Origin of the sequence: Streptomyces sp. CG 926 (genome assembly GCF_003148825.1) — a bacterium.
Lineage (GTDB): Bacteria > Actinomycetota > Actinomycetes > Streptomycetales > Streptomycetaceae > Streptomyces.
Genome location: NZ_QGGZ01000003.1, coordinates 64,736 through 86,534, shown reverse-complemented (window position 1 = coordinate 86,534; position 21,799 = coordinate 64,736). Strand labels below are relative to the sequence as shown.

The 21,799-nt window shown below is 70.4% G+C and carries 19 protein-coding genes and 1 pseudogene; 16 read left to right on the top strand and 4 right to left on the bottom strand.

From position 1 onward, the window contains the following. The first annotated feature begins 102 nt into the window (after positions 1-102). Positions 103-1,281, top strand: a complete 1,179-nt coding sequence (locus BCL76_RS08965; protein WP_109778978.1) for a DUF2786 domain-containing protein — start codon at positions 103-105, stop codon at positions 1,279-1,281. A gap of 85 nt (positions 1,282-1,366) precedes the next feature. Here the strand turns inward: BCL76_RS08965 and tatA are convergent, their stop codons facing one another. Further along, entirely contained in the window at positions 1,367-1,531 is a 165-nt protein-coding gene (tatA, locus tag BCL76_RS08960; protein ID WP_030756110.1) for a Sec-independent protein translocase subunit TatA, read from the bottom strand. A gap of 282 nt (positions 1,532-1,813) precedes the next feature. Between tatA and BCL76_RS08955 the strand changes: the two genes are divergently transcribed. Continuing rightward, complete coding sequence (locus tag BCL76_RS08955; RefSeq protein ID WP_030726905.1) at positions 1,814-2,059, top strand: DUF397 domain-containing protein; 246 nt, start codon at positions 1,814-1,816, stop codon at positions 2,057-2,059. Between the two features lie 123 nt (positions 2,060-2,182). On the opposite strand, the gene BCL76_RS08950 is transcribed toward BCL76_RS08955, so the two are convergent. Then, positions 2,183-2,671 carry an ATP-binding protein gene (locus BCL76_RS08950; RefSeq protein ID WP_030756114.1) on the bottom strand — a complete coding sequence of 163 codons (489 nt, stop codon included), beginning with the start codon at positions 2,669-2,671 and terminating at the stop codon, positions 2,183-2,185. 362 nt (positions 2,672-3,033) lie between these two features. Between BCL76_RS08950 and BCL76_RS08945 the strand changes: the two genes are divergently transcribed. The 9 genes and pseudogenes from BCL76_RS08945 to BCL76_RS08905 all read left to right on the top strand — a co-directional run. Then, complete coding sequence (locus tag BCL76_RS08945; RefSeq protein WP_051781661.1) at positions 3,034-3,912, top strand: helix-turn-helix domain-containing protein; 879 nt, start codon at positions 3,034-3,036, stop codon at positions 3,910-3,912. Positions 3,913-4,001: 89 nt separating this feature from the next. Continuing rightward, positions 4,002-5,459: an aldehyde dehydrogenase family protein gene (locus tag BCL76_RS08940; RefSeq protein WP_109778977.1), complete on the top strand. Its 1,458-nt coding sequence runs from the start codon at positions 4,002-4,004 to the stop codon at positions 5,457-5,459. A gap of 61 nt (positions 5,460-5,520) precedes the next feature. Next, entirely contained in the window at positions 5,521-7,608 is a 2,088-nt protein-coding gene (mrdA, locus tag BCL76_RS08935; RefSeq protein ID WP_109778976.1) for a penicillin-binding protein 2, read from the top strand. Between the two features lie 103 nt (positions 7,609-7,711). Further along, positions 7,712-8,224: a DinB family protein gene (locus BCL76_RS08930; protein ID WP_109778975.1), complete on the top strand. Its 513-nt coding sequence runs from the start codon at positions 7,712-7,714 to the stop codon at positions 8,222-8,224. 23 nt (positions 8,225-8,247) lie between these two features. Further along, complete coding sequence (locus BCL76_RS08925) at positions 8,248-8,877, top strand: PadR family transcriptional regulator (RefSeq protein WP_030726923.1); 630 nt, start codon at positions 8,248-8,250, stop codon at positions 8,875-8,877. 77 nt (positions 8,878-8,954) lie between these two features. Beyond that, on the top strand, positions 8,955-9,890 hold the full coding sequence (locus tag BCL76_RS08920; protein ID WP_258309476.1) for an ATP-binding cassette domain-containing protein: 936 nt from the start codon (positions 8,955-8,957) through the stop codon (positions 9,888-9,890). After that, positions 9,887-10,669 carry an ABC transporter permease gene (locus BCL76_RS08915; RefSeq protein WP_109778974.1) on the top strand — a complete coding sequence of 261 codons (783 nt, stop codon included), beginning with the start codon at positions 9,887-9,889 and terminating at the stop codon, positions 10,667-10,669. Before BCL76_RS08920 ends, BCL76_RS08915 begins: the two co-directional genes overlap by 4 nt. Positions 10,670-10,745: 76 nt before the next feature. Further along, positions 10,746-11,504 carry a MerR family transcriptional regulator gene (locus BCL76_RS08910; protein WP_109779427.1) on the top strand — a complete coding sequence of 253 codons (759 nt, stop codon included), beginning with the start codon at positions 10,746-10,748 and terminating at the stop codon, positions 11,502-11,504. Positions 11,505-11,623: 119 nt separating this feature from the next. Continuing rightward, positions 11,624-12,295, top strand: a pseudogene (locus BCL76_RS08905) (DedA family protein); the annotation flags it as partial. A gap of 205 nt (positions 12,296-12,500) precedes the next feature. Here the strand turns inward: BCL76_RS08905 and BCL76_RS08900 are convergent. After that, a complete protein-coding gene (locus BCL76_RS08900) occupies positions 12,501-14,141 on the bottom strand; it encodes a threonine/serine ThrE exporter family protein (protein ID WP_109778972.1) in 1,641 nt (546 codons plus the stop codon). Positions 14,142-14,373: 232 nt separating this feature from the next. Beyond that, the gene (locus BCL76_RS08895; RefSeq protein WP_030756147.1) at positions 14,374-14,868 is read right to left on the bottom strand and encodes an inorganic diphosphatase; all 495 of its coding nucleotides are present in this window, start codon (positions 14,866-14,868) and stop codon (positions 14,374-14,376) included. Positions 14,869-15,001: 133 nt separating this feature from the next. Here BCL76_RS08895 and dacB point away from each other — a divergent pair, with 133 nt between their 5' ends. The 5 genes from dacB to ftsH all read left to right on the top strand — a co-directional run bounded on the left by dacB (position 15,002) and on the right by ftsH (position 21,797). Further along, positions 15,002-16,480, top strand: a complete 1,479-nt coding sequence (gene dacB / locus BCL76_RS08890) for a D-alanyl-D-alanine carboxypeptidase/D-alanyl-D-alanine endopeptidase (protein ID WP_109778971.1) — start codon at positions 15,002-15,004, stop codon at positions 16,478-16,480. A gap of 38 nt (positions 16,481-16,518) precedes the next feature. Further along, positions 16,519-17,658, top strand: a complete 1,140-nt coding sequence (locus tag BCL76_RS08885; protein ID WP_109778970.1) for a zinc-dependent metalloprotease — start codon at positions 16,519-16,521, stop codon at positions 17,656-17,658. A 224-nt stretch (positions 17,659-17,882) separates the two neighbouring features. Beyond that, positions 17,883-18,929 carry a tRNA lysidine(34) synthetase TilS gene (tilS, locus tag BCL76_RS08880; RefSeq protein ID WP_109778969.1) on the top strand — a complete coding sequence of 349 codons (1,047 nt, stop codon included), beginning with the start codon at positions 17,883-17,885 and terminating at the stop codon, positions 18,927-18,929. 65 nt (positions 18,930-18,994) lie between these two features. Further along, positions 18,995-19,555, top strand: a complete 561-nt coding sequence (gene hpt, locus BCL76_RS08875) for a hypoxanthine phosphoribosyltransferase (protein ID WP_030228417.1) — start codon at positions 18,995-18,997, stop codon at positions 19,553-19,555. A gap of 214 nt (positions 19,556-19,769) precedes the next feature. Beyond that, positions 19,770-21,797 carry an ATP-dependent zinc metalloprotease FtsH gene (ftsH, locus tag BCL76_RS08870; RefSeq protein WP_030726946.1) on the top strand — a complete coding sequence of 676 codons (2,028 nt, stop codon included), beginning with the start codon at positions 19,770-19,772 and terminating at the stop codon, positions 21,795-21,797. Positions 21,798-21,799 lie beyond the last annotated feature (2 nt).

Sequence of the window (21,799 nt, the reverse complement as noted above, 5' to 3'; positions counted from 1 at the left end):
GGGCCGGGCGGCGGCCGTCCCCCGGGCGCGGCGGCCCAGATCCGGTGGAGGTGGACGCTGCCGGGAAGGGGACGCGAAAGGGGACATGCCAAGCTGAGAGGTGTGAGAGACCTTGCCGAGACCGTCGACCGAGCCTTCGCCGCCGCCCTCTACGCCCAGGACGACGCCGGGCTGGACACCGGCGCCTCGCTGCTCGTCGCGGACCAGGCGGGCTGGCCCGCCGTCGGGCGGGAGCTGCTGGCGCGCGGGGAGGCGTACGTACGCCAGGGCTGGGAGCGGGGCTGGCAGCCGGCCGACGTGCTGCGACTGGTCCGCCGGGACCTGGAGGAGCGGCACCTGCGCATCACCGGGGACCTGATGGCCGCCGAGGCGCGCCGCTACGCCCGGCTCCCGGCGCGCTGGGGCGTCTCCGAGGTGTGGTGGAAGAGCGACGAGGAGTACGCCGACGGGCTGGCGCAGCGGGAACGATCGGACCGGTTCACGCTGGCCACCGCCTTCCTGGAGGTGCTGCGGCTGCTGATCAGGCTGCCCTCGATCGAGCCGGTGGGTCCGCTGCCCGGCGACCCGGCCGACGCGCTCGCCGAGCACGCCCACATCGAGCCCCGGATGCTGGGCCGGATCCGGGCCCTGCTCGCCAAGGCGGAGGCGACCACCTTCCCGGAGGAGGCGGAGGCGCTCAGCGCCAAGGCCCAGGAACTGATGGCCCGGCACACCGTGGACGAGGCGGTGCTGGCGGCGAGCGGCAAGGGCCCGGCGCAGGTGCCCGGCGCCTGCCGGATCGGGGTCGAGCCGCCGTACGAGGAGGCGAAGGCGGTGCTGCTCGACGCGGTGGCCGGCGCCAACCGCTGCCGGGCGGTGTGGAACGGCGGCTTCGAGTTCTCCACGGTGGTCGGCTTCGAGAGCGACCTGGAGGCGGTGGAGCTGCTCTACACCTCGCTGCTCGTGCAGGGCACGGCGGCGATGACCCGCGCGGAGGCCGCGCAGCGCTCCGGCGGACGCAAGCGGACGAAGACCTTCAGGCAGTCCTTCCTGCTCGCGTACGCCAGCCGGCTCGGCCACCGGCTCGCCGAGACCGCCGAACACACGGCGACGGAGGCCCCCGACAACCTGCCGGCCCTGGTGGCCCGCGACGTGGCGGTCACCTCGCGCGCGGAGGAGATGTTCCCCCGGACCACCACGACCCGGCTGCGGGGCGCCACCGACCACGCGGGCTGGGAGGACGGCACGGCGGCCGCCGACCGCGCCCACATGGGCGGCCGACACAAGCCGCTGCCGGGCTAGGCCGAGCCGCCGCCCCGCTGGTGCAATGCGCGCTCCCAGAGCACTGTGGCGATCATCGGGCCATCCCACCACGGACGGCCCGCCGCTAAGGCGTGTCCTCCGAGCGCAGGGCGCGTGCCTCGGACTTCAGGATGCGCATCGACCGGCCCAGCGAGCGGGCCATGTCGGGCAGTCTCTTGGAACCGAACACCAGCAGGCAGACCACCAGGACCAGGACCAGGTGCCAGGGCTGGAACGCATTGCGGAGCACAGGCGTCTCACCTTCCGTACGGGCCGCTTCTTTTCGAACGACCGGCTCATGGAACAGGCTCGGCCCGCGGTAGGACAAATCTGAAGAAGTCCTGAAAGCGGGCGGGCTCACCGCGCGGCTTCCGGTCACGCCGGCCGAGACGACCGGGACTCCCTACCCCCGAGTAGGGACCTGTACGTGATCAACGGACCACCCCGCGTGCACGTGCATCTGCCCGTGCAGCCGCTCATGAACACAGCTATGATCCGGAGGAGTTGACATCTGCACTATCGGGGGCTTCCTGTGGACCACGCGTACAACGGGATGGCAGCTGCAGAACTCGCTACCTTGTTTGAGCTGACGTGGCAGAAGAGCAGACACAGCAACTCGCAGGGTTCCTGCGTGGAGTTCGCGCGGCTGCCGGGCGGCGATGTCGCCATGCGCAATTCGCGCTTTCCCGACGGACCGGCGCTCGTCTACACACCGGCCGAGATAGAGGCCCTGCTGCTGGGCGTCAAGGACGGCGAGTTCGATCACCTGATCAGCTGACGGAACAGCGCATCCATCAGGCCATGCACGTGCACTGGCCGGGACCGATCGCAATGATCGATCCCGGCCAGTTGTCCTGTGTGCGCCCCTGAGGGACGGCCGCCGGTCGCCGGCCGGCGGTGCTCAGTCCGGGAGCAGGAAGAGCGCCCAGACCACCTTGCCGGTCAGCCGACCCGCGAGCGGGTGCCAACCCCAGCTGTCGCTGTAGGCATCCACCAGGAACAGCCCGCGCCCGGATTCCAGGTCGCAGTTCTCCGACGTCCGCTCCGGTGAGAACGCCCCGCCGGGCCGGTCCTCGCTGGGGTCCCGCACCGCGCACACCAGTCGCGTGCTCCACCGCATCAGGTGCAGCCGTACCGGCGGCTCCGGCTCGGCGTCCGCACCCCGCGCGTCCTCGGGCAGGGCATGGCGCAGCGCGTTGGTGACGAGCTCGGAGACGACCAGGGCCACGTCGTCGAAGCGGTCGTCGAGGCCCCACTGGGACAGGGTCGAACGACAGAAGGAGCGCGCTCCGCGCACCGCGTCGTAGCGGGCGGGCAGGGCGCAGGAGGCGGACCCGGAGACAGCCGTGGGGTCGACCGGGGGCAGCCCCTGCCGTAACGGCTCGAGCATGGTCGATCCATTCGTCCCCATGCGAGGCACTCCCGGGATTCGCGGGCGGAGCGGTCATCTCCGTCCAGAAAGAACTGCGGGGTGGGTCCGGCGCCGGCGCGAACAGCACGCAGGTGCGCGGGGACCATCGTTCCGAATGCTCGGGCCGGATGCAAGGGCAGATGCACGTGCACGCGCCGGACCTGTCCCCTCCCGTGACGGTTCTGACTCATTTCTTCCTACGCATACTTACGGACTTCTTTTCCCGGAGGCGGGATTCCGTTACGGAACGAGTACGGGCCGATGCGTTTTGGTGGCAGACTGCGGCCCCTGGGGTACGGGGGCCCCGAGACGCTCGCGCACACCACGCGCACGCCAATGCGATGGGGAGGGCAGTACTAGTGACCGCAGAAGCAAGCGGTTCTGTGGTGCGCCGCATCCTCCTGGGCTCCCAGCTCAGGCGACTCCGAGAATCCCGCGGCATCACCCGTGAGGCGGCCGGCTACTCGATCCGCGCATCCGAATCGAAGATCAGCCGCTTGGAGTTGGGAAGGGTGAGCTTCAAGGCCAGAGACGTCGAGGACCTCCTCACGCTCTACGGAGTCACGGACAGCACGGAGCGCGAGTCGCTGCTCGGACTGGTCCGCGAGGCCAACGCGACCGGCTGGTGGCACAGTTACGGCGACGTGCTGCCCGGGTGGTTCCAGACGTACATCGGCCTGGAAGGCGCCGCCTCCCTCATCCGCATCTACGAAGTCCAGTTCGTCCACGGACTGTTGCAGACCGAGGCCTACGCCCACGCCGTCGTCAGCCGCGGCATGCCGGGCGCCTCCGGAGCCGAGATCGACCGCCGCGTCGCCCTGCGCCTGGAGCGCCAGAAGGTCCTCGTGTCCGAGAACGCCCCCATCTTCCACGCCGTCCTCGACGAGGCCGCGCTGCGCCGCCCGTACGGCGACCGCGAAGTCATGCGCGGCCAGCTGGAGCACCTCATCGAGGTCTCCCAGCGCCCCAACGTGCAGCTCCAGGTGATGCCCTTCTCCTTCGGCGGCCACGCGGGCGAGAGCGGAGCCTTCACCCTGCTGCGCTTCCCCGAGTCCGACCTCCAGGACATCGTCTATCTGGAACAGCTCACCAGTGCCCTCTACCTGGACAAGGGCGAGGAAGTGGGGCAGTACGAACGGGCGATGGAACGGCTCCAGGCGGACTGCCCCGATGTCGAGCGGACCCGGGATCTTCTCCGCGGCCTGCTCCAACTGTCTTGATCCGCACGTAGTATGACGTCTGATCAGTGCATGATGACCGATCGGTCTCCGGTGCAGCGCACGGGTGCGCGCTCGCAGTAAGGGATGGCATGTCCATATTCAGCGACCTGGCTCACCAGTACATCGACGGCGAATGGCTGGCCGGTACCGGTTCGTGGGACATCATCGACGTCAACCCCTACAACGGGGAGAAGCTCGCGGCCATCACGGTGGCCACCGTCGAGCAGGTGGACCAGGCCTACCGCGGCGCCGAGCGCGCCCAGCGTGAGTGGGCCGCCACCAGCCCGTACATCAGACGCGCCGTCCTGGAACGCGCCCTGCGGATCACCGAGGAGCGCGAGAAGGAGATCGTCGAGGCGATGATCGACGAGCTCGGCGGGACGCGTCCCAAGGCCGAGTACGAGGTCCACCTCGCGATGGAGTTCATCCGGGAGTCCCTCCAGCTCGCCGTTCGGCCCGAGGGGCGGATCCTGCCCTCGCCGGTCGAGGGCAAGGAGAACCGGGTCCAGCGGCTCCCCGTGGGTGTCGTCACGGTGATCAGCCCCTTCAACTTCCCCTTCCTGGTGACCCTGAAGTCGGTCGCCCCGGCCCTGGCGCTGGGCAACGCGGTCGTCATCAAGCCCAACCAGAACGCTCCGGTCGTGGGCGGCGGCGTGATCGCCAAGATCTTCGAGGACGCCGGGCTGCCCGCCGGCCTGCTGAACGTCCTGGTCACCGACATCGCCGAGATAGGCGACGCGCTCCTGACGCACCCCGTCCCCAAGGTCATCTCGTTCGCGGGATCGGACCGGGTCGGCCGGCACGTCGGGGCGATCGCCGCCCGCCACTTCAAGCGGACCGTCCTGGAACTCAGCGGCAACAGCGCGCTCGTCGTGCTCGACGACGCCGACCTCGACTACGCGGTGGACGCGGCCGTCTTCAGCCGCTTCGTCTACCAGGGCCAGGTCTGCATGGCCGCCAACCGCATCCTCGTCGACGCCTCCGTCGCCGAGGAGTTCACCGAGAAGTTCACCGCGCGCGTGCGCGGCCTGAAGACCGGCGACCCGCACGACGCCGACACCCACATCGGCCCCCTGATCAACTCCTTCCAGGCCGACGCCCTGACCACGCTCGTGGACCAGGCCGTGGAATCCGGCGCGCAGGCCCTCGTACGGGGTTCTACGCGCGGCAACCTGGTCGAACCCACGGTGCTCGCCGGGATCCCCGAGGACTCCCCGCTGCTGAGCCAGGAGATCTTCGGCCCGGTGGCCCTGCTCGTGGTCTTCGACGGCGAGGACGAGGCCGTACGGCTGACCAACGCCACCCCGTACGGGCTCAGCGGCGCCGTGCACACCCGGGACGTGGAGCGGGGCGTCCGCTTCGCCCAGCGGATCGAGACGGGCATGATCCACGTCAACGACTCCACGATCGGGGACGAGCCGCTGGCCGCGTTCGGCGGCGAGAAGGCCTCGGGCCTGGGCCGACTGAACGGCGAGGCCACGATCGAGGCCTTCACCACCCAGAAGTGGATCTCCGTCCAGCACGGCCGGACGACCTTCCCGTTCTAGGTCTCACAGGTCGTCCCCCTAGACTCGGCCGGGCGTAGGCAGCCGCCCGGGGGAGATCGAGTTGAGCAACATACCGGAGACCGGCCGGACCCCTCGGGTCCAGAACCGGCTCGTCGTCATCCAGATCGTGGTCTTCTCACTGTTGCTCACGCTGGGCGGACGCCTGTGGTACCTCCAGATACGCAATGGCTCGGAGTACACGGACGAGGCGAAGAACAACCACGTCCAGCAGGTGGTCCAGCCCGCCGTGCGCGGCTCGATCCTGGACTCGCGCGGGGTGCCGCTCGCCGACAACGCGACCCACCTCGTGGTCTCCGCCAGCCGCACCGAGCTGCTGACCATGAAGGACAAGGGCCGGTCCGTGCTGACCCGGCTCGCCGAGGTGCTGGGCACGGATCCCCAGGAGGTCATCGACAAGGTCCGGCTCTGCGACGCCAAGACCAAGCAGCCCTGTTGGAACGGTTCCCCCTACCAGCCGATCCCGGTCAGCAACCAGGCCACCACCGAGCAGGCCCTGCAGATCCGCGAGCACCCCGAGGACTTCCCGGGCATCACGGCCGAGGCGACCGCCCTGCGCCGGTACGCGGCCCCGGACGAGGCCAACACCTCCCAGGTGCTGGGCTACCTCTCGCCGGTCACCGACGAGGAGATCGCCAAGGCGAAGAAGTCGGAGTCGCCGTACCTGCGTTCCGACCAGGTGGGCCGCTCCGGGCTGGAGCGCACGTACGACAAGGAGCTGCGCGGCAAGGCGGGCATCACCCGCTACGAGGTGGACAACCTCGGCCGGGTCATCGGCCAGGGCGAGACCGACCCGGCGAAGCCCGGCTCGAACGTCGTGACCTCGATCGACTCCCGGGTGCAGGCGGTCGCCGAGCGCGAGCTGAACAACGCGATGATCGAGGCCCGCAAGGTCAACGACAAGAACACCGGCCGCAACTACGAGGCCGACTCGGGCGCCGTCGTGGTGATGGAGACCAAGACCGGCCGGGTCGTGGCGATGGCCTCGAACCCGACCTACGACCCCAACGCCTGGGTGGGCGGCATCTCCGCCAAGGACTACGCCGGCCTCACCGACAAGGAGTCGAACTACCCGCTGCTGAACCGGGCCATCCAGGCCCAGGCGGCGCCGGGCTCCATCTTCAAGGTGGTCACCTCGACGGCCGCGGTCAACGCCGGGTACCCGTTCAACAACCGCTACCCCTGCCCCAGCTCGTACTCGGTCGGCAGCCAGACCTTCACGAACTTCGAGTCCCAGGGCCACGGTGACATCACCATCGGTCGGGCGCTGGAGGTCTCCTGCGACACCGTCTACTACGCCCTCGCGGACCAGGAGTGGAAGAAGGACGGCGGCATCAAGCCGAAGAAGGACCCGAAGGACTGGTTCCTCAAGACCGCCCACGAGTTCGGGCTGGGCAAGCGCACCGGCATCGACCTGCCGAACGAGGTCCCCGGCCGGGTCCCCGACCGCAAGTGGAAGCAGGACTTCTTCGAGGCGAACAAGGACGCCTGGTGCCGCGACGGCAAGAAGAACGGCTCCTTCGCCGAGAAGATCGCCTACGAGAACTGCCGCCAGGGCAACCAGATGCGTGAGGGTGACGCCATCAACTACTCGATCGGGCAGGGCGACACGCTCGTCACCCCGATCCAGATGGCGTCCGTCTACTCGGCCATCGCCAACGGCGGCACGCTGCACCAGCCCAGCATCGGCAAGGCGATCGTGAGCGCCGACGGGAAGTCGGTCCAGGAGATCGCGCCCAAGGAGACGGGCAAGCTGCCGATGGATGCGAAGACCCGCGACAACATCGACGAGGCCCTCGCCGGCGTGGCCACCAACGGCAGCGCCGCCTGGCGCTTCGGTGGCTGGCCGCAGAAGCAGATCCCGATGCACGCCAAGACGGGCACGGCCGAGGTCCAGGGCAAGCAGACGACCTCGTGGTTCGCCTCGTACACCGAGGACTACGCGATCGTCATGACCATCTCCCAGGGCGGCACCGGCTCGGGCGCCTCGGGACCGGCCGTTCGCAACATCTACGAGGCGATGTACGGGCTCGACCCGACGGGCAAGCAGGACCTCTCCAAGGCCCTGCTCCCGCAGCCCGCCACCGCGCTGCCGGCGATCCGCCCCGACGGCGAGATCGAAGGCAACTGAACCTCGGATGAGGACAGGCTCTGACCTAGATGCTGCGTAGCGTGGGTCGTGTCGGGGGGAAGAAGCCCCCCGGCACGACACCCCACGCATAAGGCGGTCGGTCATGGCTCAGATCTCCACCGAAGTCCCCGGCGACGAGCGCGGCACTCTCCTCGCCTTCGTCGAAGCCCAGCGCACGGCGATCCGCGAATCGCTCCTCGGGCTCAGCGAGGAGCAGGCCGCGAGCCGCCCCAGCGTCAGCGAGCTCAACCTGTCCGGTCTGCTCAAGCACGTGGCCGAGGTCGAGCTGAACTGGCTGCGCCTGGCGCAGCAGGCACCGAACGAGCGGGCGCGTACCCAGGAGACCTGGGGTGAGGCCTTCCGCCTGGTCGACGGCGAGTCCATCCCGTCGGTGCTCGCCTTCTGGGACGAGGTCGCGCAGCAGACGGCGGCCTTCGTCGCCTCCGTCCCGAGCCTGGACGACACCTTCCCGCTGCCGCCGGCGCCCTGGTTCCCCAAGGACACCAAGGTCTCGATGCGCTGGATGCTCCTGCACCTGGTGGAGGAGTTCGCCCGGCACGCGGGTCACGCGGACATCGTCCGGGAGTCCCTGGACGGCACCCGCGCCATGGGCTGAACGTGGGTGAGTAGCCTGGCCCCATGTCAGCGATCCGGCTTCTTGTCCTCGGTGCGGTCCGCCAGCACGGGCGGGCCCACGGGTACCAGGTACGCAACGACCTGGAGTACTGGGGCGCCCACGAGTGGTCGAACACCAAGCCCGGATCGATCTACCACGCGCTCAAGCAGATGGCGAAGCAAGGCGTCCTGCACGCGCACGAGGTGGCGCCGAGCGCGGCGGGCGGGCCCCCGCGCACCGAGTACGAGGTGACGGACGCGGGCCGTGAGGAGTACTTCCGGCTGCTGCGCGAGGCCCTCGCGGCGTACGACCAGAAGACGGACGTGCTGTCCGCGGCGATCGGCTTCATGGTCGATCTGCCGCGGGCGGAGGTGCTCGCGCTGCTCCGGGAGCGGATGGCGAAGCTGGCGCTCTGGCGGTCGTCGGTGACGGACTACTACACGCCGGAGGGCGGCCCGGAGGCGCTGGGCCACATCGGCGAGATCATGCACATGTGGGTCCACTCCGCGGATGCCGAGGCGGAGTGGACGCGCGGGCTGGTCGCCCGGATCGAGGGCGGCGCGTACTCCTTCGCCGGTGAGGGCGGCGCTCCGTTCGTGGGGGTCCTCGCGGACGGCCAGGAGAATCCGTACGCCGCGCACCAGGATGCGTAATCAAGTTTGACTAGCCGGAAGGCGGGCATTACCTTGGCGCCCCCAGCTACTCAAATTTGATTACCGGAGGAGCGGTTTTGGCGATCTTCGTCGAAGGTGTCCACAAGCGGTACGGCGACAAGCCCGCGCTGGCGGGGCTCGACCTGGAGGTGAAGCCCGGCACGGTGCACGCCGTGCTCGGGCCCAACGGAGCCGGAAAGACCACGGCGGTGCGCATCATGAGCACCCTGCTGCGGCACGACGAGGGCGTGGTCCGGGTCGCCGGCCACGACGTACGCACCCAGGCGCCGGCCGTCCGCGCCCGGATCGGGCTGCTCGGCCAGCACGCGGCGCTCGACGAGGACCTGGCCGGACGGCAGAACCTGGAGATGTTCGGCCGGCTCCACCACCTCGGCGCGCGGCGGGCCGCACTGCGGGCCGACGAACTGCTGGACCGCTTCGGCCTCGCGGACACCGGCCGCAAGCCGGTGAAGCAGTACAGCGGCGGCATGCGCCGCCGGCTCGACCTCGCGGCGTCCCTGATCACCGACCCGCAGGTGCTCTTCCTCGACGAGCCCACCACCGGGCTCGATCCGCGCGGCCGCGCCGAGGTGTGGAGCGCGGTCCGCTCCCTGGTGGGCGGCGGCACCACCGTCCTGCTGACCACGCAGTACCTGGAGGAGGCCGACCAGCTGGCCGACCGCATCACGCTGTTCGACGCGGGCCGGGTGGCGGCCGAGGGCACGGCCGACGAGCTGAAGGCCCTGGTCGGGGCGGACCGGATCGTCGTGGTCCTGCGGGACGCGGCGCGAGTGGCGCAGGCGGCGCGGCTGCTGCCGGACCCGACCGTGGATCCGGAGTCCCTGACCCTGAGCTTCCCGGTGGCGGACCGGACGGCGGGCCTGACCCTGACCCTGCGCGCACTGGAAGGGGCCGGTATCGAGGCGCTCGACGTCGCGGTCCGCCGCCCCACGCTCGACGAGGTCTTCCTGCACCTGACCGACCGCGAGGACGCCACGGAGGTGGCCGCATGAGCGCCGCATGGGTGGTCTCGGACTCCTGGACGATGACCCGGCGCGAGTTCGCGCACTGGGGCCGGCGGCCGGTCCAGATGGTCGTCGGACTGGCTTTCCCGGTGATGCTGCTGCTGATGTTCGGCTTCCTCATCGGCGGCGGCCGCGGGATCGACGGCGAGTACGTGGAGTTCCTGGTGCCCGGGATGCTCGCGCTGACCATGGCCTTCGGCCTGGAGGCGACGATGACCGCCGTCACCCAGGACCTCGGCAAGGGGGTGATCGACCGGTTCCGCGCCATGCCGATGTCCTCCGCGGCGGTCCTGGTCGGCCGCAGCGTGGCGGACATGGTCCAGTCGGCACTGGGCCTGGTCGTCCTCGCGGGCGTCGGCCTGCTGCTGGGCTGGCGCCCGCACGGCTCGCCCGCAGCCACCCTGGCGGCCTTCGCGCTGCTCCTGCTGCTGCGCCTGGCGATGCTGTGGATCGGCATCTACCTCGGCATGGTCGCGGGCCGTCCGGAGATGGTGCAGGCGGTGCAGATCCTGGTGTGGCCGGTGGGCTTCCTCTCCAACGCCTTCGCCACACCGGAGGCCATGCCGGGCTGGCTGGGGACGGTGGTGGAATGGAACCCGATGTCGGCGACGGCGACGGCGGTCCGCGACCTGTTCGACAACCCCGCCGCGGCCGGCGGCTCGTGGGCCGGTGACCACGCGGCGTTGCTCGCCGTCGGCTGGCCGGTCCTGCTACTGGCGGTCTTCTTCCCGCTGGCGGTGGGCAGATTCCGGGGCCTGAGCCGGTAGCCGCCGGAGCGGACTTGCACCTCACGCCACGTGAGGGACCACAGTGAAGGGCGTACCCGACCAGAGGGCGGAAGAGATGAGCTACTCCGTGGGCCAGGTCGCCGGCTTCGCCGCGGTCACCGTGCGCACCCTGCACCACTACGACGAGATCGGGCTGCTCTCACCGAGCGGCCGCAGCCACGCGGGACACCGGCGGTACGACGACGCCGACCTGGACCGGCTGCAGCGGATCCTGTTCTACCGGGAGCTCGGCTTCCCCCTCGACGAGGTCGCGGTCCTGCTGGACGACCCGGAGACCGATCAGCGGGAGCATCTGCGCCGGCAGCATGCCCTGCTGACCGACCGGATCGACCGGCTCCAGCAGATGGCCAAGGCCGTCGAGCACGCCATGGAGGCGAAGAAGATGGGCATCAACCTCACGCCCGAGGAGAAGTTCGAGGTCTTCGGTGACTTCGATCCCGACGAGCACGCCGAGGAGGCGCAGCGCCGCTGGGGCGGAACGGACGCGTACAAGGAGTCGGCGCGCCGGACCGCCTCGTACACCAAGGAGGACTGGCAGCGGGTCCAGGCACAGGCCGAGGGGATCAACCGGCGGTTCGCGGACCTGCTGGCCTCCGGCGCGCCCGCGGAGTGCGAGGAGGCCATGGACCTCGCCGAGGAGCACCGCGGCTGGATCAACGGCAGCTACTACTTCTGCACCTACGAGGTCCACACCTGCCTCGGCGAGATGTACGTCGCGGACGAGCGGTTCACGCAGTACTACGAGGCCGTCCGGCCGGGCCTCGCGGTCTACGTCAGGGACGCGATCCTGGCGAACGCGGTGCGCAAGGCGTAGCCGGATGATCACCCGCGCGACCCCCTCCGGTCCCTGGAACCGGGCGGGGGTCGTGTGCGTTGATAATTGAAACCGCTCCTTCCGCCTTACGCCCCCCGATCCAGGAGAGCCCGGAACCCGTGTATACGCTTGCGCTCGGCCCACAGTGGCTGTCCCCGGACTACCTGATCTCGCACTTCGGTCTGATCGGCATCCTGGTCATCGTCTTCGCCGAATCGGGACTCTTCGCCTTCCTTCCCGGTGACTCCCTGCTGTTCACGGCGGGTCTGCTGGTCGCGGACGGGCAGTACATCAAGCAGCCGCTGTGGCTGGTCTGCACCCTGATCGTGGCCGCCGCCATCATCGGTGACCAGGTCGGATACATGATCGGCAAGTTCTTCGGGCCGAAGCTCTTCAACCGCCCGAAGTCCAAGCTCTTCAAGCGGGAGAACCTGGACAAGGCGCACGAGTTCATGGACAAGCACGGCCCGAAGGCCATCGTGCTCGCCCGCTTCGTGCCGATCATCCGCACCTTCGCCCCGATGGTCGCGGGCGCCGGCACGATGAAGTACCGCACCTTCCTGACCTACAACGTCATCGGCGGCATCGGCTGGGGTGCGGGCGTCACGCTCGCCGGCTACTGGCTCGGACAGATCGAGTTCATCAAGACGAACGTCGAGCCGATCCTGGTGGGCATCGTCCTGATCTCGGTCATCCCGGTGATCTTCGAGGTGCTGAAGGCCCGCAAGGAGGGCAAGGCGGCCGCCGAGTCCGCCGAGGCCGTGGTCGACGGTTCCGCCCCGCAGGCCCCGGGCGCGCGCGGCCGCCACGCCAAGCGCTGAGGCCCGCCCGCAGCACCCCCGTACGCCCGTACCGCCCCGGAGAGCCCATCAAGGGCCCCGGGGCGTACGTGTGCCCGCACCAGGCCGCGTACGGGCACACGTACGGGCCACGCACGGGTCTCGTACGGGCCCCGCACGGGCCCCGCACGAGCGCATCCACGCGGTGCGTCGGTGCTCAGAAGCCTCGGGTCCGCTTGGCCGCACGGCGCTTGGCGGCGCTGGCGGCTCCCGGGATGCGCATGAACAGCCGCGAGGCCTCCGACCCGAGGTTGACCCCGATCGCGATGGCCAGCGCGACGGCCGCGGCGTTCACCAGCGAGCCCAGGCCCTCGTTCAGCCGGTTCTCGGCGATCAGCAGCAGCCCGTAATACACCGCCGAGCCGGGCAGCAGCGGGCCGATGGCGGCCGTCACGTACGGCAGGGCGGAGGCGAAGCGGTAGCGGGAGAAGAGCTGCCCGAACAGGCCCACCAGCCCGGCCGCGACGGCCGTGGACGGGACGGGCGGAATGCCTCCCGCGTAGTGCAGGGCCCCGAAGGTGACCCAGGCGACCGCGCCGTTCAGCGTCACGATCCAGACGCTGGAGCGCTCCTGCTGGAGCAGGATCGCGAAGGTGAACACCAGCACCATCGAGGCGGCGATCTGGATCAGCGGCCGCTGCTGGATCTGCAAGACCTCCTCCGGGCGCGGCGAGGCGTCGAACTGCAGCCCGACGTAGAGCACCACCAGCACGCCCATGATGATGCCGATGAAGAGGTACATGACCTCCAGCAGCCGGGCGGAGGCGGTGATGTAGTAGCCGGTCAGACCGTCCTGCACGGCCGCGACCACAGCTCGTCCCGGCAGCAGCGCGAAGAGCCCACCGGTGATCACGGCGGAGGCCTTGACGTCGATCGTCGTCATGTTGAGCGCGACCCCGATGGCGGCCGGCGGCATCGCGGCGACCACGAACTGGTAGAACTCGGGCAGCCCGCGCCCGGCGCACAGCCAGGCCAGGCGGTCACCGAGGACCGCGCCGATCGCAGCCGCGACGAAGACGAGGACCCCGCCGCCGACGAGCGTGGAGGCGGCCCCGGCGAGCAGTCCGGCGGAGGCCGTGAGCATCCAGCCGGGGTAGGGGTGCCGGTTGCGGCGGATCTCGGCGAGGCGCCGGTAGGCCTCCTCCAGCGACACGTCGATCTCGTGGGCGCTGATGTCGTCCACGAGCCGGAACACGGCCGCGAGCCGGTTGTAGTCGGTGCCGCGTCGGCGCACGGTCCGGCTGGCCGTGACCGGGTCGCCCACCAGCGAGGGGTGGTGGGTGATGGAGAGCATGGTGAAGGTGACGGTCGGCTCGCAGCGGTCCAGTCCGTACGAGCGGGCCACCGCGAACATCGCGGCCTCGACGTCCTCGGCGCCCTCACCACCCGCGAGCAGCAGCTCGCCGATGCGCAGGGTCAGGTCGAGCACACGGCCCACGGCGGGCCCGGTCTCGCTGTGGCGCTGCACGAGCTCCGGTACGGGGCGCACGTCGACCGGCATGCGCAGCATCGTGCGCATGCGGTCCTGCCAGGGCGATTCCTTCATCCGCGCGACGGGGAAGCCTTGGCCGGGGGTGTAGGCGGGCGGGGACTGCGCGGCCCGGTAGGTGGCCGGGGCGGCGAAGGCCGACCCCTCGGGCTCGGGCTCCACCGGATCGGCGCCCGCCGGACGGGCGAATTCCGAGGTGGGCTGGTCCTCCTCGAAAACGTCCGGCTCCATGCCGGGCGGCGGCGTGAAGGCGCTGTGCGCCTCGTCGGACTGGGGCTTCCTGTCCTCTGCCCCGTCGGCCTCCGCCACGCGTCCTCCAGTCCGTGATCACCCGGGGTATCAGTATGCGGAATCGTTTCCTCCCGCCGCACACCCAGCGCGCACCCGCCGTACGGCCGGCGCGCACCCACCGCATACCCGGTGACGCCCGTCGCAGCGGTCCGAGAACGCGACAGCGGGCGGCATCCCGGTCCGGGATACCGCCCGCCATGTCACGAGGGGCGCGGGGGAGCACCCCGGCCCGTCACCGCCGAGCGCGAGCTCAGTGGTGGCCGCCCTGCGCCTCCAGGCGCTTGAACGAGGCCTCGATCTCGGCCTCGGCCTCGGTGCGGCCGACCCAGTTCGCGCCCTCGACGGACTTGCCCGGCTCCAGGTCCTTGTAGACCTCGAAGAAGTGCTGGATCTCCAGGCGGTCGAACTCGGAGACGTGGTGGATGTCGCGCAGGTGCTCGACACGCGGGTCGGAGGCCGGCACGCAGAGCAGCTTGGCGTCGCCGCCCGCCTCGTCCGTCATGTTGAACATGCCGATGGCGCGGCACTTGATCAGGCAACCCGGGAAGGTCGGCTCGTCGAGGATGACCAGCGCGTCCAGCGGGTCGCCGTCCTCGCCGAGGGTGTTCTCGACGAAGCCGTAGTCGGCCGGGTAGCTGGTCGAGGTGAAGAGGCGACGGTCCAGACGGATCCGGCCGGTCTCGTGGTCCACCTCGTACTTGTTCCGCGAACCCTTGGGGATCTCGATGGTGACGTCGAACTCCACGTCCTGCTCCTCCATGATCAGCTGCATTGCTTCGGGACTGCGTCGATTCATCTGCGTGCGCGTCCGTCCCAGCCCTGCCGGGTGGGGTGCCATGCTCGCGGCAAGACGCAGTGGTTAAGTGTCCCTCACGCATATGTGTGATCGCGAAAGGGGCTGGTCCGAGGTGCCATTGGTCAAGACCTGGCAGCTCATCGCAGGGTCGGCCGTCGCCGGCCTCGCCCTGTCGGTGGCAGCGGTGACCGCGGCCGGTCCTTGGGACTCCGGCCAGCGTAAGGCCGAGCGGGACAGAGCCGCCTCCTGGGACCGTACGGGTGGCGCAGATCACGGTGGAGGGGCCCGTTCCGGCACCTTGCCCGAGGCCGCGCCCAGCGCCCCCGGGGTGCTCGGCGCGATCGGCCCCGGCGCCCCGCGCGCGCAGAGCGCCCCCGCCGAGCCCGCCTCCGCCGACGGCCTGGGCGCCGCCCTGAAGCCGCTGCTCGCCGATCCCGCGCTGGGCACCGTCCGTACCGCGTCCGTGGTCGACACCGCCACCGGGCAGGTCCTCTACGACTCCGGGGCGCGGGACGCGATGACCCCCGCCTCCACCGTCAAGATCGTCACCGCCGCGGCCGTGCTGGCCGCCCTCGGGCCCGAGCACCGGATCCGGACCACCGTCACGCCCGGCGCCGCCCCCGGACAGATCGTCCTGGTCGGCGGGGGCGACCCCTCCCTCACCGCGAAGAAGAAGCGCCCCGCGGGATCCGGCGGCAGCCTCGTCGCCCTCGCCGCCGACACCGCGCAGGCCCTCAAGGCCGCCGGCACCGACACGGTGACCCTCGGCTACGACGACAGCCTCTACACCGGACCCGTCCGCCACCCGATCGGCGGCAACCCCAACATCGCTCCCGTGACCGCCCTGACGGCCGACGAGGGCCGCCCCGACGACTCCGCCTCCGGGCCCGTGGACCGCTCCGAGGACCCCTCCCGCGACGCCGCCCGCGCCTTCGGCACCCTGCTGGCCGAGCGCGGCATCAAGGTCACCGGCGAACCGGCGAAGGCCCGGGCCGCCGCCGGGGTCCAGCCGCTGGCCGTCACCCTCTCCACCCCGATCGGCGGGCTCGTCGAGCGGATGCTGACCAACAGCGACAACGACATCGCCGAGGCCCTCGCCCGCCAGACCGCCCTGGCCTCCGGCCGACCCGCGAGCTTCGAAGGCGCCGAGAAGGCCGTCACCGACCGGCTCACCGCCCTCGGCATCGACACCGCCGGCTCCCGCTTCGCCGACGGCAGCGGCCTGAACCGCGCCGACAAGGTCAGCGCCGGCCTGCTGACCGGGCTCCTCACCAAGGCCGCCGATCCCGCTCGCCCCGAGCTGCGCCCGGTCCTCACCGGACTGCCCGTCGCCGGATTCACCGGAACCCTGAAGGGCCGCAACTCCGGCACCTCCCCGGCCGCCGGCCTGCTCCGCGCCAAGACCGGCACCCTGACCGGGGTGAACTCGCTCTCCGGGACGGTCGTCGACTCCTCCGGCCGACTGCTCGCCTTCGCCTTCCTCACGGCGAACAGCCCCGGCCCCGAGAGCGCGGAGAAGGCCCTCGACAAGCTGGCCGCCGCCGTCGCGACCGCTTCGTAGGGGGTCCGTAGAAGGGCCGGTCCACGTACGGTTGACGCATGACGAGCATCGGTGGTGCGGAGATGGTCGACTGGAACCTCGCGGTGGCGACCGCGACCCGACTGGTACGACCCGGCCCGGAGGTCACCCGGGACGAGGCGCGGGCCGTCGTCGCGGAGCTGCGGCGGCACGCCAAGACCTCGGAACGGCACGTGCGCGAGTTCACCCGGATGATCCCCGAGGGGGTGACCGTCCCCGACACGCCCGTCCTGGTCGTCGACCGGGCCGGCTGGGTCAAGGCCAACGTCGCCGGATTCCGCGAGCTGCTCCAGCCGCTGCTCGGCAAGATGCAGGACCGCCGCGCGGGCACCACCGGCGGAGCCGTCCTCGGCGCCGTCGGCGGCAAGGTCACCGGCGTCGAACTGGGGATGCTGCTGAGCTTCCTGGCCTCCCGGGTCCTGGGCCAGTACGAGACCTTCGCACCGGTCACCCGGGACCTGCCCGGCGCCGGCGGTGGCCGGCTGCTGCTCGTCGCGCCCAACATCGTGCACGTCGAGCGCGAGTTGGAGGTGCACCCCCACGACTTCCGGCTCTGGGTCTGCCTGCACGAGGAGACGCACCGTACACAGTTCACGGCCGTCCCGTGGCTGCGCGAGCACCTCGAAGGCGAAATCCAGACGTTTCTCGGCGCCACCGAGGTCGACCCGTCCACCGTCCTGGAACGCCTCCGCGAGGCCGCCCAGTCCTTCGCGGGCGCCCGCCCCGACACCGACCAGGGGGACGAGGGACGCTCCCTCGTGGAACTCGTACAGACCCCGGAGCAGCGCGAGATCCTGGGCCGTCTGACGGCCGTCATGTCCCTGCTGGAAGGCCACGCCGACTTCGTGATGGACGGGGTCGGCCCCCAGGTGGTGCCCTCGGTCGCCGAGATCCGCGAGAAGTTCCAGCAGCGCCGGGCCAGCGGCGCCGGCCGCCTCGACGTCGCCCTGCGCAAGCTGTTGGGCCTCGATGCCAAGCTGCGCCAGTACCGCGACGGCGAGCGCTTCGTGCGCGCCGTCGTCGGCCAGGTGGGCATGGACGGCTTCAACCGGGTGTGGACCTCCCCGAACACACTGCCGACCAAGGCCGAGATCGCCAGCCCCGCCGACTGGGTGGCACGCGTGCACCGTAAGGGGAGCGAACCGAGCGAAGCGGAGTGACACAGGGGGCGTAAACATGTCTCACTGGGGGAAGCAGCGTCACCCGTCCGAGGGACCGTGGGCCGTGGAAGGGCGTGCGATGCTCGGGGAACGGCTCGGTTCTGTCACCATCGACGCACTCTGAGTGACATCCTCCCGTTCCGCGGGGGCAGCCGGGCAGCAGCACCCCAGCACACCACCCCAACGCCTCCGAGGCATCCGAACTCCATCGAAGGGCACCGGACATGGGTCCCCATCCTGCGGTCGCGGCGATACGCCTGGCGGTCCGCCGCGTACTCCACGACGTCCTCACCGACCTCACCGACCACACAGGCAGTCCCGCCGCCCCCCGCCGCCCCGGGGGCCCCCTGCCGCTCGTCCTCGTCGCCTGCTCCGGCGGCGCGGACTCCATGGCGCTCGCCTCCGCCCTCGCCTTCGAGGCCCCCAAGCTCGGCATCCGGGCCGGCGGCATCACCGTCGACCACGGACTGCAGCCCGGCTCCGACCTGCGCGCCGCCGAGGTCGTCACCCGCATGACCGCACTCCGGCTCGACCCGGTGGAGTCCGTCGCCGTGCGCGTCGGCCGCGACGGCGGACCCGAGGCCGCCGCCCGCGACGCCCGCTACGGGGCCCTGGACGAGGCCGCGGACCGCCTGGGCGCCGCCGCCGTGCTGCTCGGCCACACCCGGGACGATCAAGCCGAAACCGTCCTGCTGGGCCTGGCCCGCGGCTCCGGCATCCGTTCGCTCTCCGGCATGCCCGAGGTCTCCGGCGGGTCCGCCGGCCGCACGAACCGCTACCGCCGCCCCTTCCTCCAGGTCGACCGGCAGACCGCCCGCAAGGCCTGCATGGTCCAGTCCCTCCCCGTCTGGGACGACCCGCACAACATCGACCCCGCCTACACCCGCTCCCGGCTGCGCCACGAGGGGCTGCCCGCCCTCGAGAAGGCGCTCGGCAAGGGGGTCGTCGAGGCGCTCGCCCGCACCGCGCAGCTCTCCCGCGACGACGCCGACGCCCTGGACGCCTGGGCCGCCGAGGCGGAGACCGGCGTACGCGACGCGGACGGCCGCCTGGAGTGCGCCAAGCTCTACGCCCTGCCCCCGGCCGTCCGCCGCCGCGTGCTGCGCAGGGCCGTCGTCGCGGCGGGGTCTCCCGCGGGCTCCCTCTTCGCCCGCCACATCGAAGAAGTCGACCGTCTCATCACCGGATGGCGGGGTCAGGGCGCCATCAACCTGCCCGGCCGGGTCGAGGCCCAGCGGCAGGGTGGCAGACTTGTCATCCGGCAGGGCTGATTGGTGCTGAAACACGGCTGAGTCCTCCGGGGTCGCCCCCGGAGCCCCGGCCGACAACGAAAGTGATGCGGGTGGACGAGAAGGACATGGGCAGCGACCTCCAGTCGGTGCTCATCACCAAGGAAGAGATCGACGCGAAGCTGGCCGAGCTGGCCGCGAAGATCGACGCGGAGTACGCGGGCAAGGACCTGCTCATCGTCGGTGTGCTCAAGGGCGCCGTGATGGTGATGGCGGACCTGGCGCGCGCCTTGTCCACCCCGCTCACCATGGACTGGATGGCGGTGTCCTCGTACGGCGCCGGGACCCAGTCCTCCGGTGTGGTGCGGATCCTCAAGGACCTGGACACCGACATCAAGGACAAGCACGTCCTGATCGTCGAGGACATCATCGACTCGGGTCTGACGCTGTCCTGGCTGCTGTCGAACCTGGGCTCCCGCCAGCCGGCCTCCCTGGAGGTCGTCACGCTGCTGCGCAAGCCCGAGGCGGCGAAGGTCGCGATCGACGTGAAGTGGGTCGGCTTCGACATCCCCAACGAGTTCGTCGTGGGCTACGGCCTGGACTACGCGGAGAAGTACCGCAACCTGCCGTTCGTCGGCACGCTCGCCCCGCACGTCTACGGCGGCTGATCCACCCCCGCCCGCCCCCCGTCCCCGGGAACCCCGCCGAGCCTGCGGGGAACCTGGGGGCGATTCCCGGCGTTGAAGCAGGGGAAGGCGGGTCTGTCAGCCGTCCCACAGGGCCGCGGGTGACAATTCAGGGGTACATTCCGAAGAACAGTCTTTACTCACAGCAGCATTTACCTACGGGCAGGAGGGACGGGACGCCTGGCGTCCCGTATGGATGGACGTGAAGCGATACTTCCGTGGGCCGGTCATGTGGATCGTGCTGGCCGTCCTCGCCGTGGTCGTGTTGATGAATGTCGTCGGCTCCGGCGGCGGCTACAAGTCGGTGGACACCAGCGAGGTCATCAAGGCGATCAACACTGGCCAGGTGGAGACAGCCAAGCTGACCACCGGCGACAGCCAGATGATCAAGATCGAGCTCAAGCAAGGCGAGAAGCTCGGCAAGCACGACGGCACCAAGTTCCAGGCCAACTACATCGGGGATCAGGGCGTCCAGCTCGCCCAGAGCCTCCAGACCAAGTACGACGCCGGTCAGATCCCGGACGGGTACTCCGTCACGCCGGACAAGACCAGCCCGTTCCTGAGCGTGCTGCTCTCGCTCCTGCCCTTCGTGCTCATCGTCGTTGTCTTCCTGTTCCTGATGAACCAGATGCAGGGCGGCGGCTCCCGAGTCATGAACTTCGGGAAGTCCAAGGCCAAGCTCATCACCAAGGACACCCCGAAGACCACGTTCGCCGATGTCGCGGGCTCGGACGAGGCCGTCGAGGAACTCCACGAGATCAAGGAGTTCCTCCAGGAGCCGGCGAAGTTCCAGGCCGTCGGCGCCAAGATCCCCAAGGGTGTGCTGCTGTACGGCCCGCCCGGCACCGGCAAGACCCTGCTGGCGCGTGCCGTCGCGGGCGAGGCCGGCGTCCCCTTCTACTCGATCTCCGGGTCCGACTTCGTCGAGATGTTCGTCGGTGTCGGTGCCTCGCGTGTCCGTGACCTGTTCGAACAGGCCAAGGCCAACGCTCCGGCGATCGTCTTCGTCGACGAGATCGACGCCGTCGGCCGGCACCGCGGTGCGGGTCTGGGCGGCGGTCACGACGAGCGCGAGCAGACCCTCAACCAGCTGCTGGTCGAGATGGACGGCTTCGACGTGAAGGGCGGCGTCATCCTGATCGCCGCCACGAACCGCCCGGACATCCTCGACCCGGCGCTGCTGCGCCCGGGCCGCTTCGACCGGCAGATCGCGGTCGACCGTCCGGACATGCAGGGCCGTCTGGAGATCCTCAAGGTCCACCAGAAGGGCAAGCCGGTCGCCCCGGACGTCGACCTGGGCGCGGTCGCCCGTCGCACGCCCGGCTTCACCGGTGCCGATCTCTCCAACGTCCTGAACGAGGCCGCGCTGCTCACGGCCCGCTCGGACAAGAAGCTGATCGACAACCACTCGCTGGACGAGGCGATCGACCGCGTCGTGGCGGGCCCGCAGAAGCGGACCCGGATCATGTCGGACCGGGAAAAGAAGATCACCGCGTACCACGAGGGCGGACACGCCCTGGTCGCGGCGGCCTCCCCGAACTCCGACCCGGTCCACAAGATCACGATCCTGTCCCGCGGTCGGGCCCTGGGTTACACCATGGTCCTGCCCGACGAGGACAAGTACTCGACCACGCGCAACGAGATGCTCGACCAGCTGGCGTACATGCTGGGTGGGCGCGCGGCGGAGGAGCTGGTCTTCCACGACCCGACCACCGGCGCGGCGAACGACATCGAGAAGGCCACCGCCACGGCGCGGGCCATGGTCACGCAGTACGGCATGACCGAGCGTCTCGGTGCGATCAAGTTCGGCGGCGACAACACCGAGCCGTTCCTGGGGCGCGAGATGTCGCACCCGCGGGACTACTCGGAAGAGGTCGCGGCGCTGGTCGACGAAGAGGTCAAGAAGCTCATCGAGACCGCGCACAACGAGGCCTGGGAGATCCTGGTCGAGAACCGCGACGTCCTCGACAACCTGGTCCTCGCGCTGCTGGAGAAGGAGACGCTGAACAAGGAGCAGATCGCCGAGATCTTCTCCACGATCGTGAAGCGTCCGGCCCGCCCCGCGTGGACCGGCTCCTCCCGCCGCACCCCCTCCACCCGTCCGCCGGTGCTCTCTCCCAAGGAGCTCCAGCTGACGAACTCGGCGAACGGCACGTCGGCCACCGCCCTGCCGGTCTCCACGGAGAAGGGCATCGAAGTGGCTCCCGAGGACCGCCCCGAGTAACG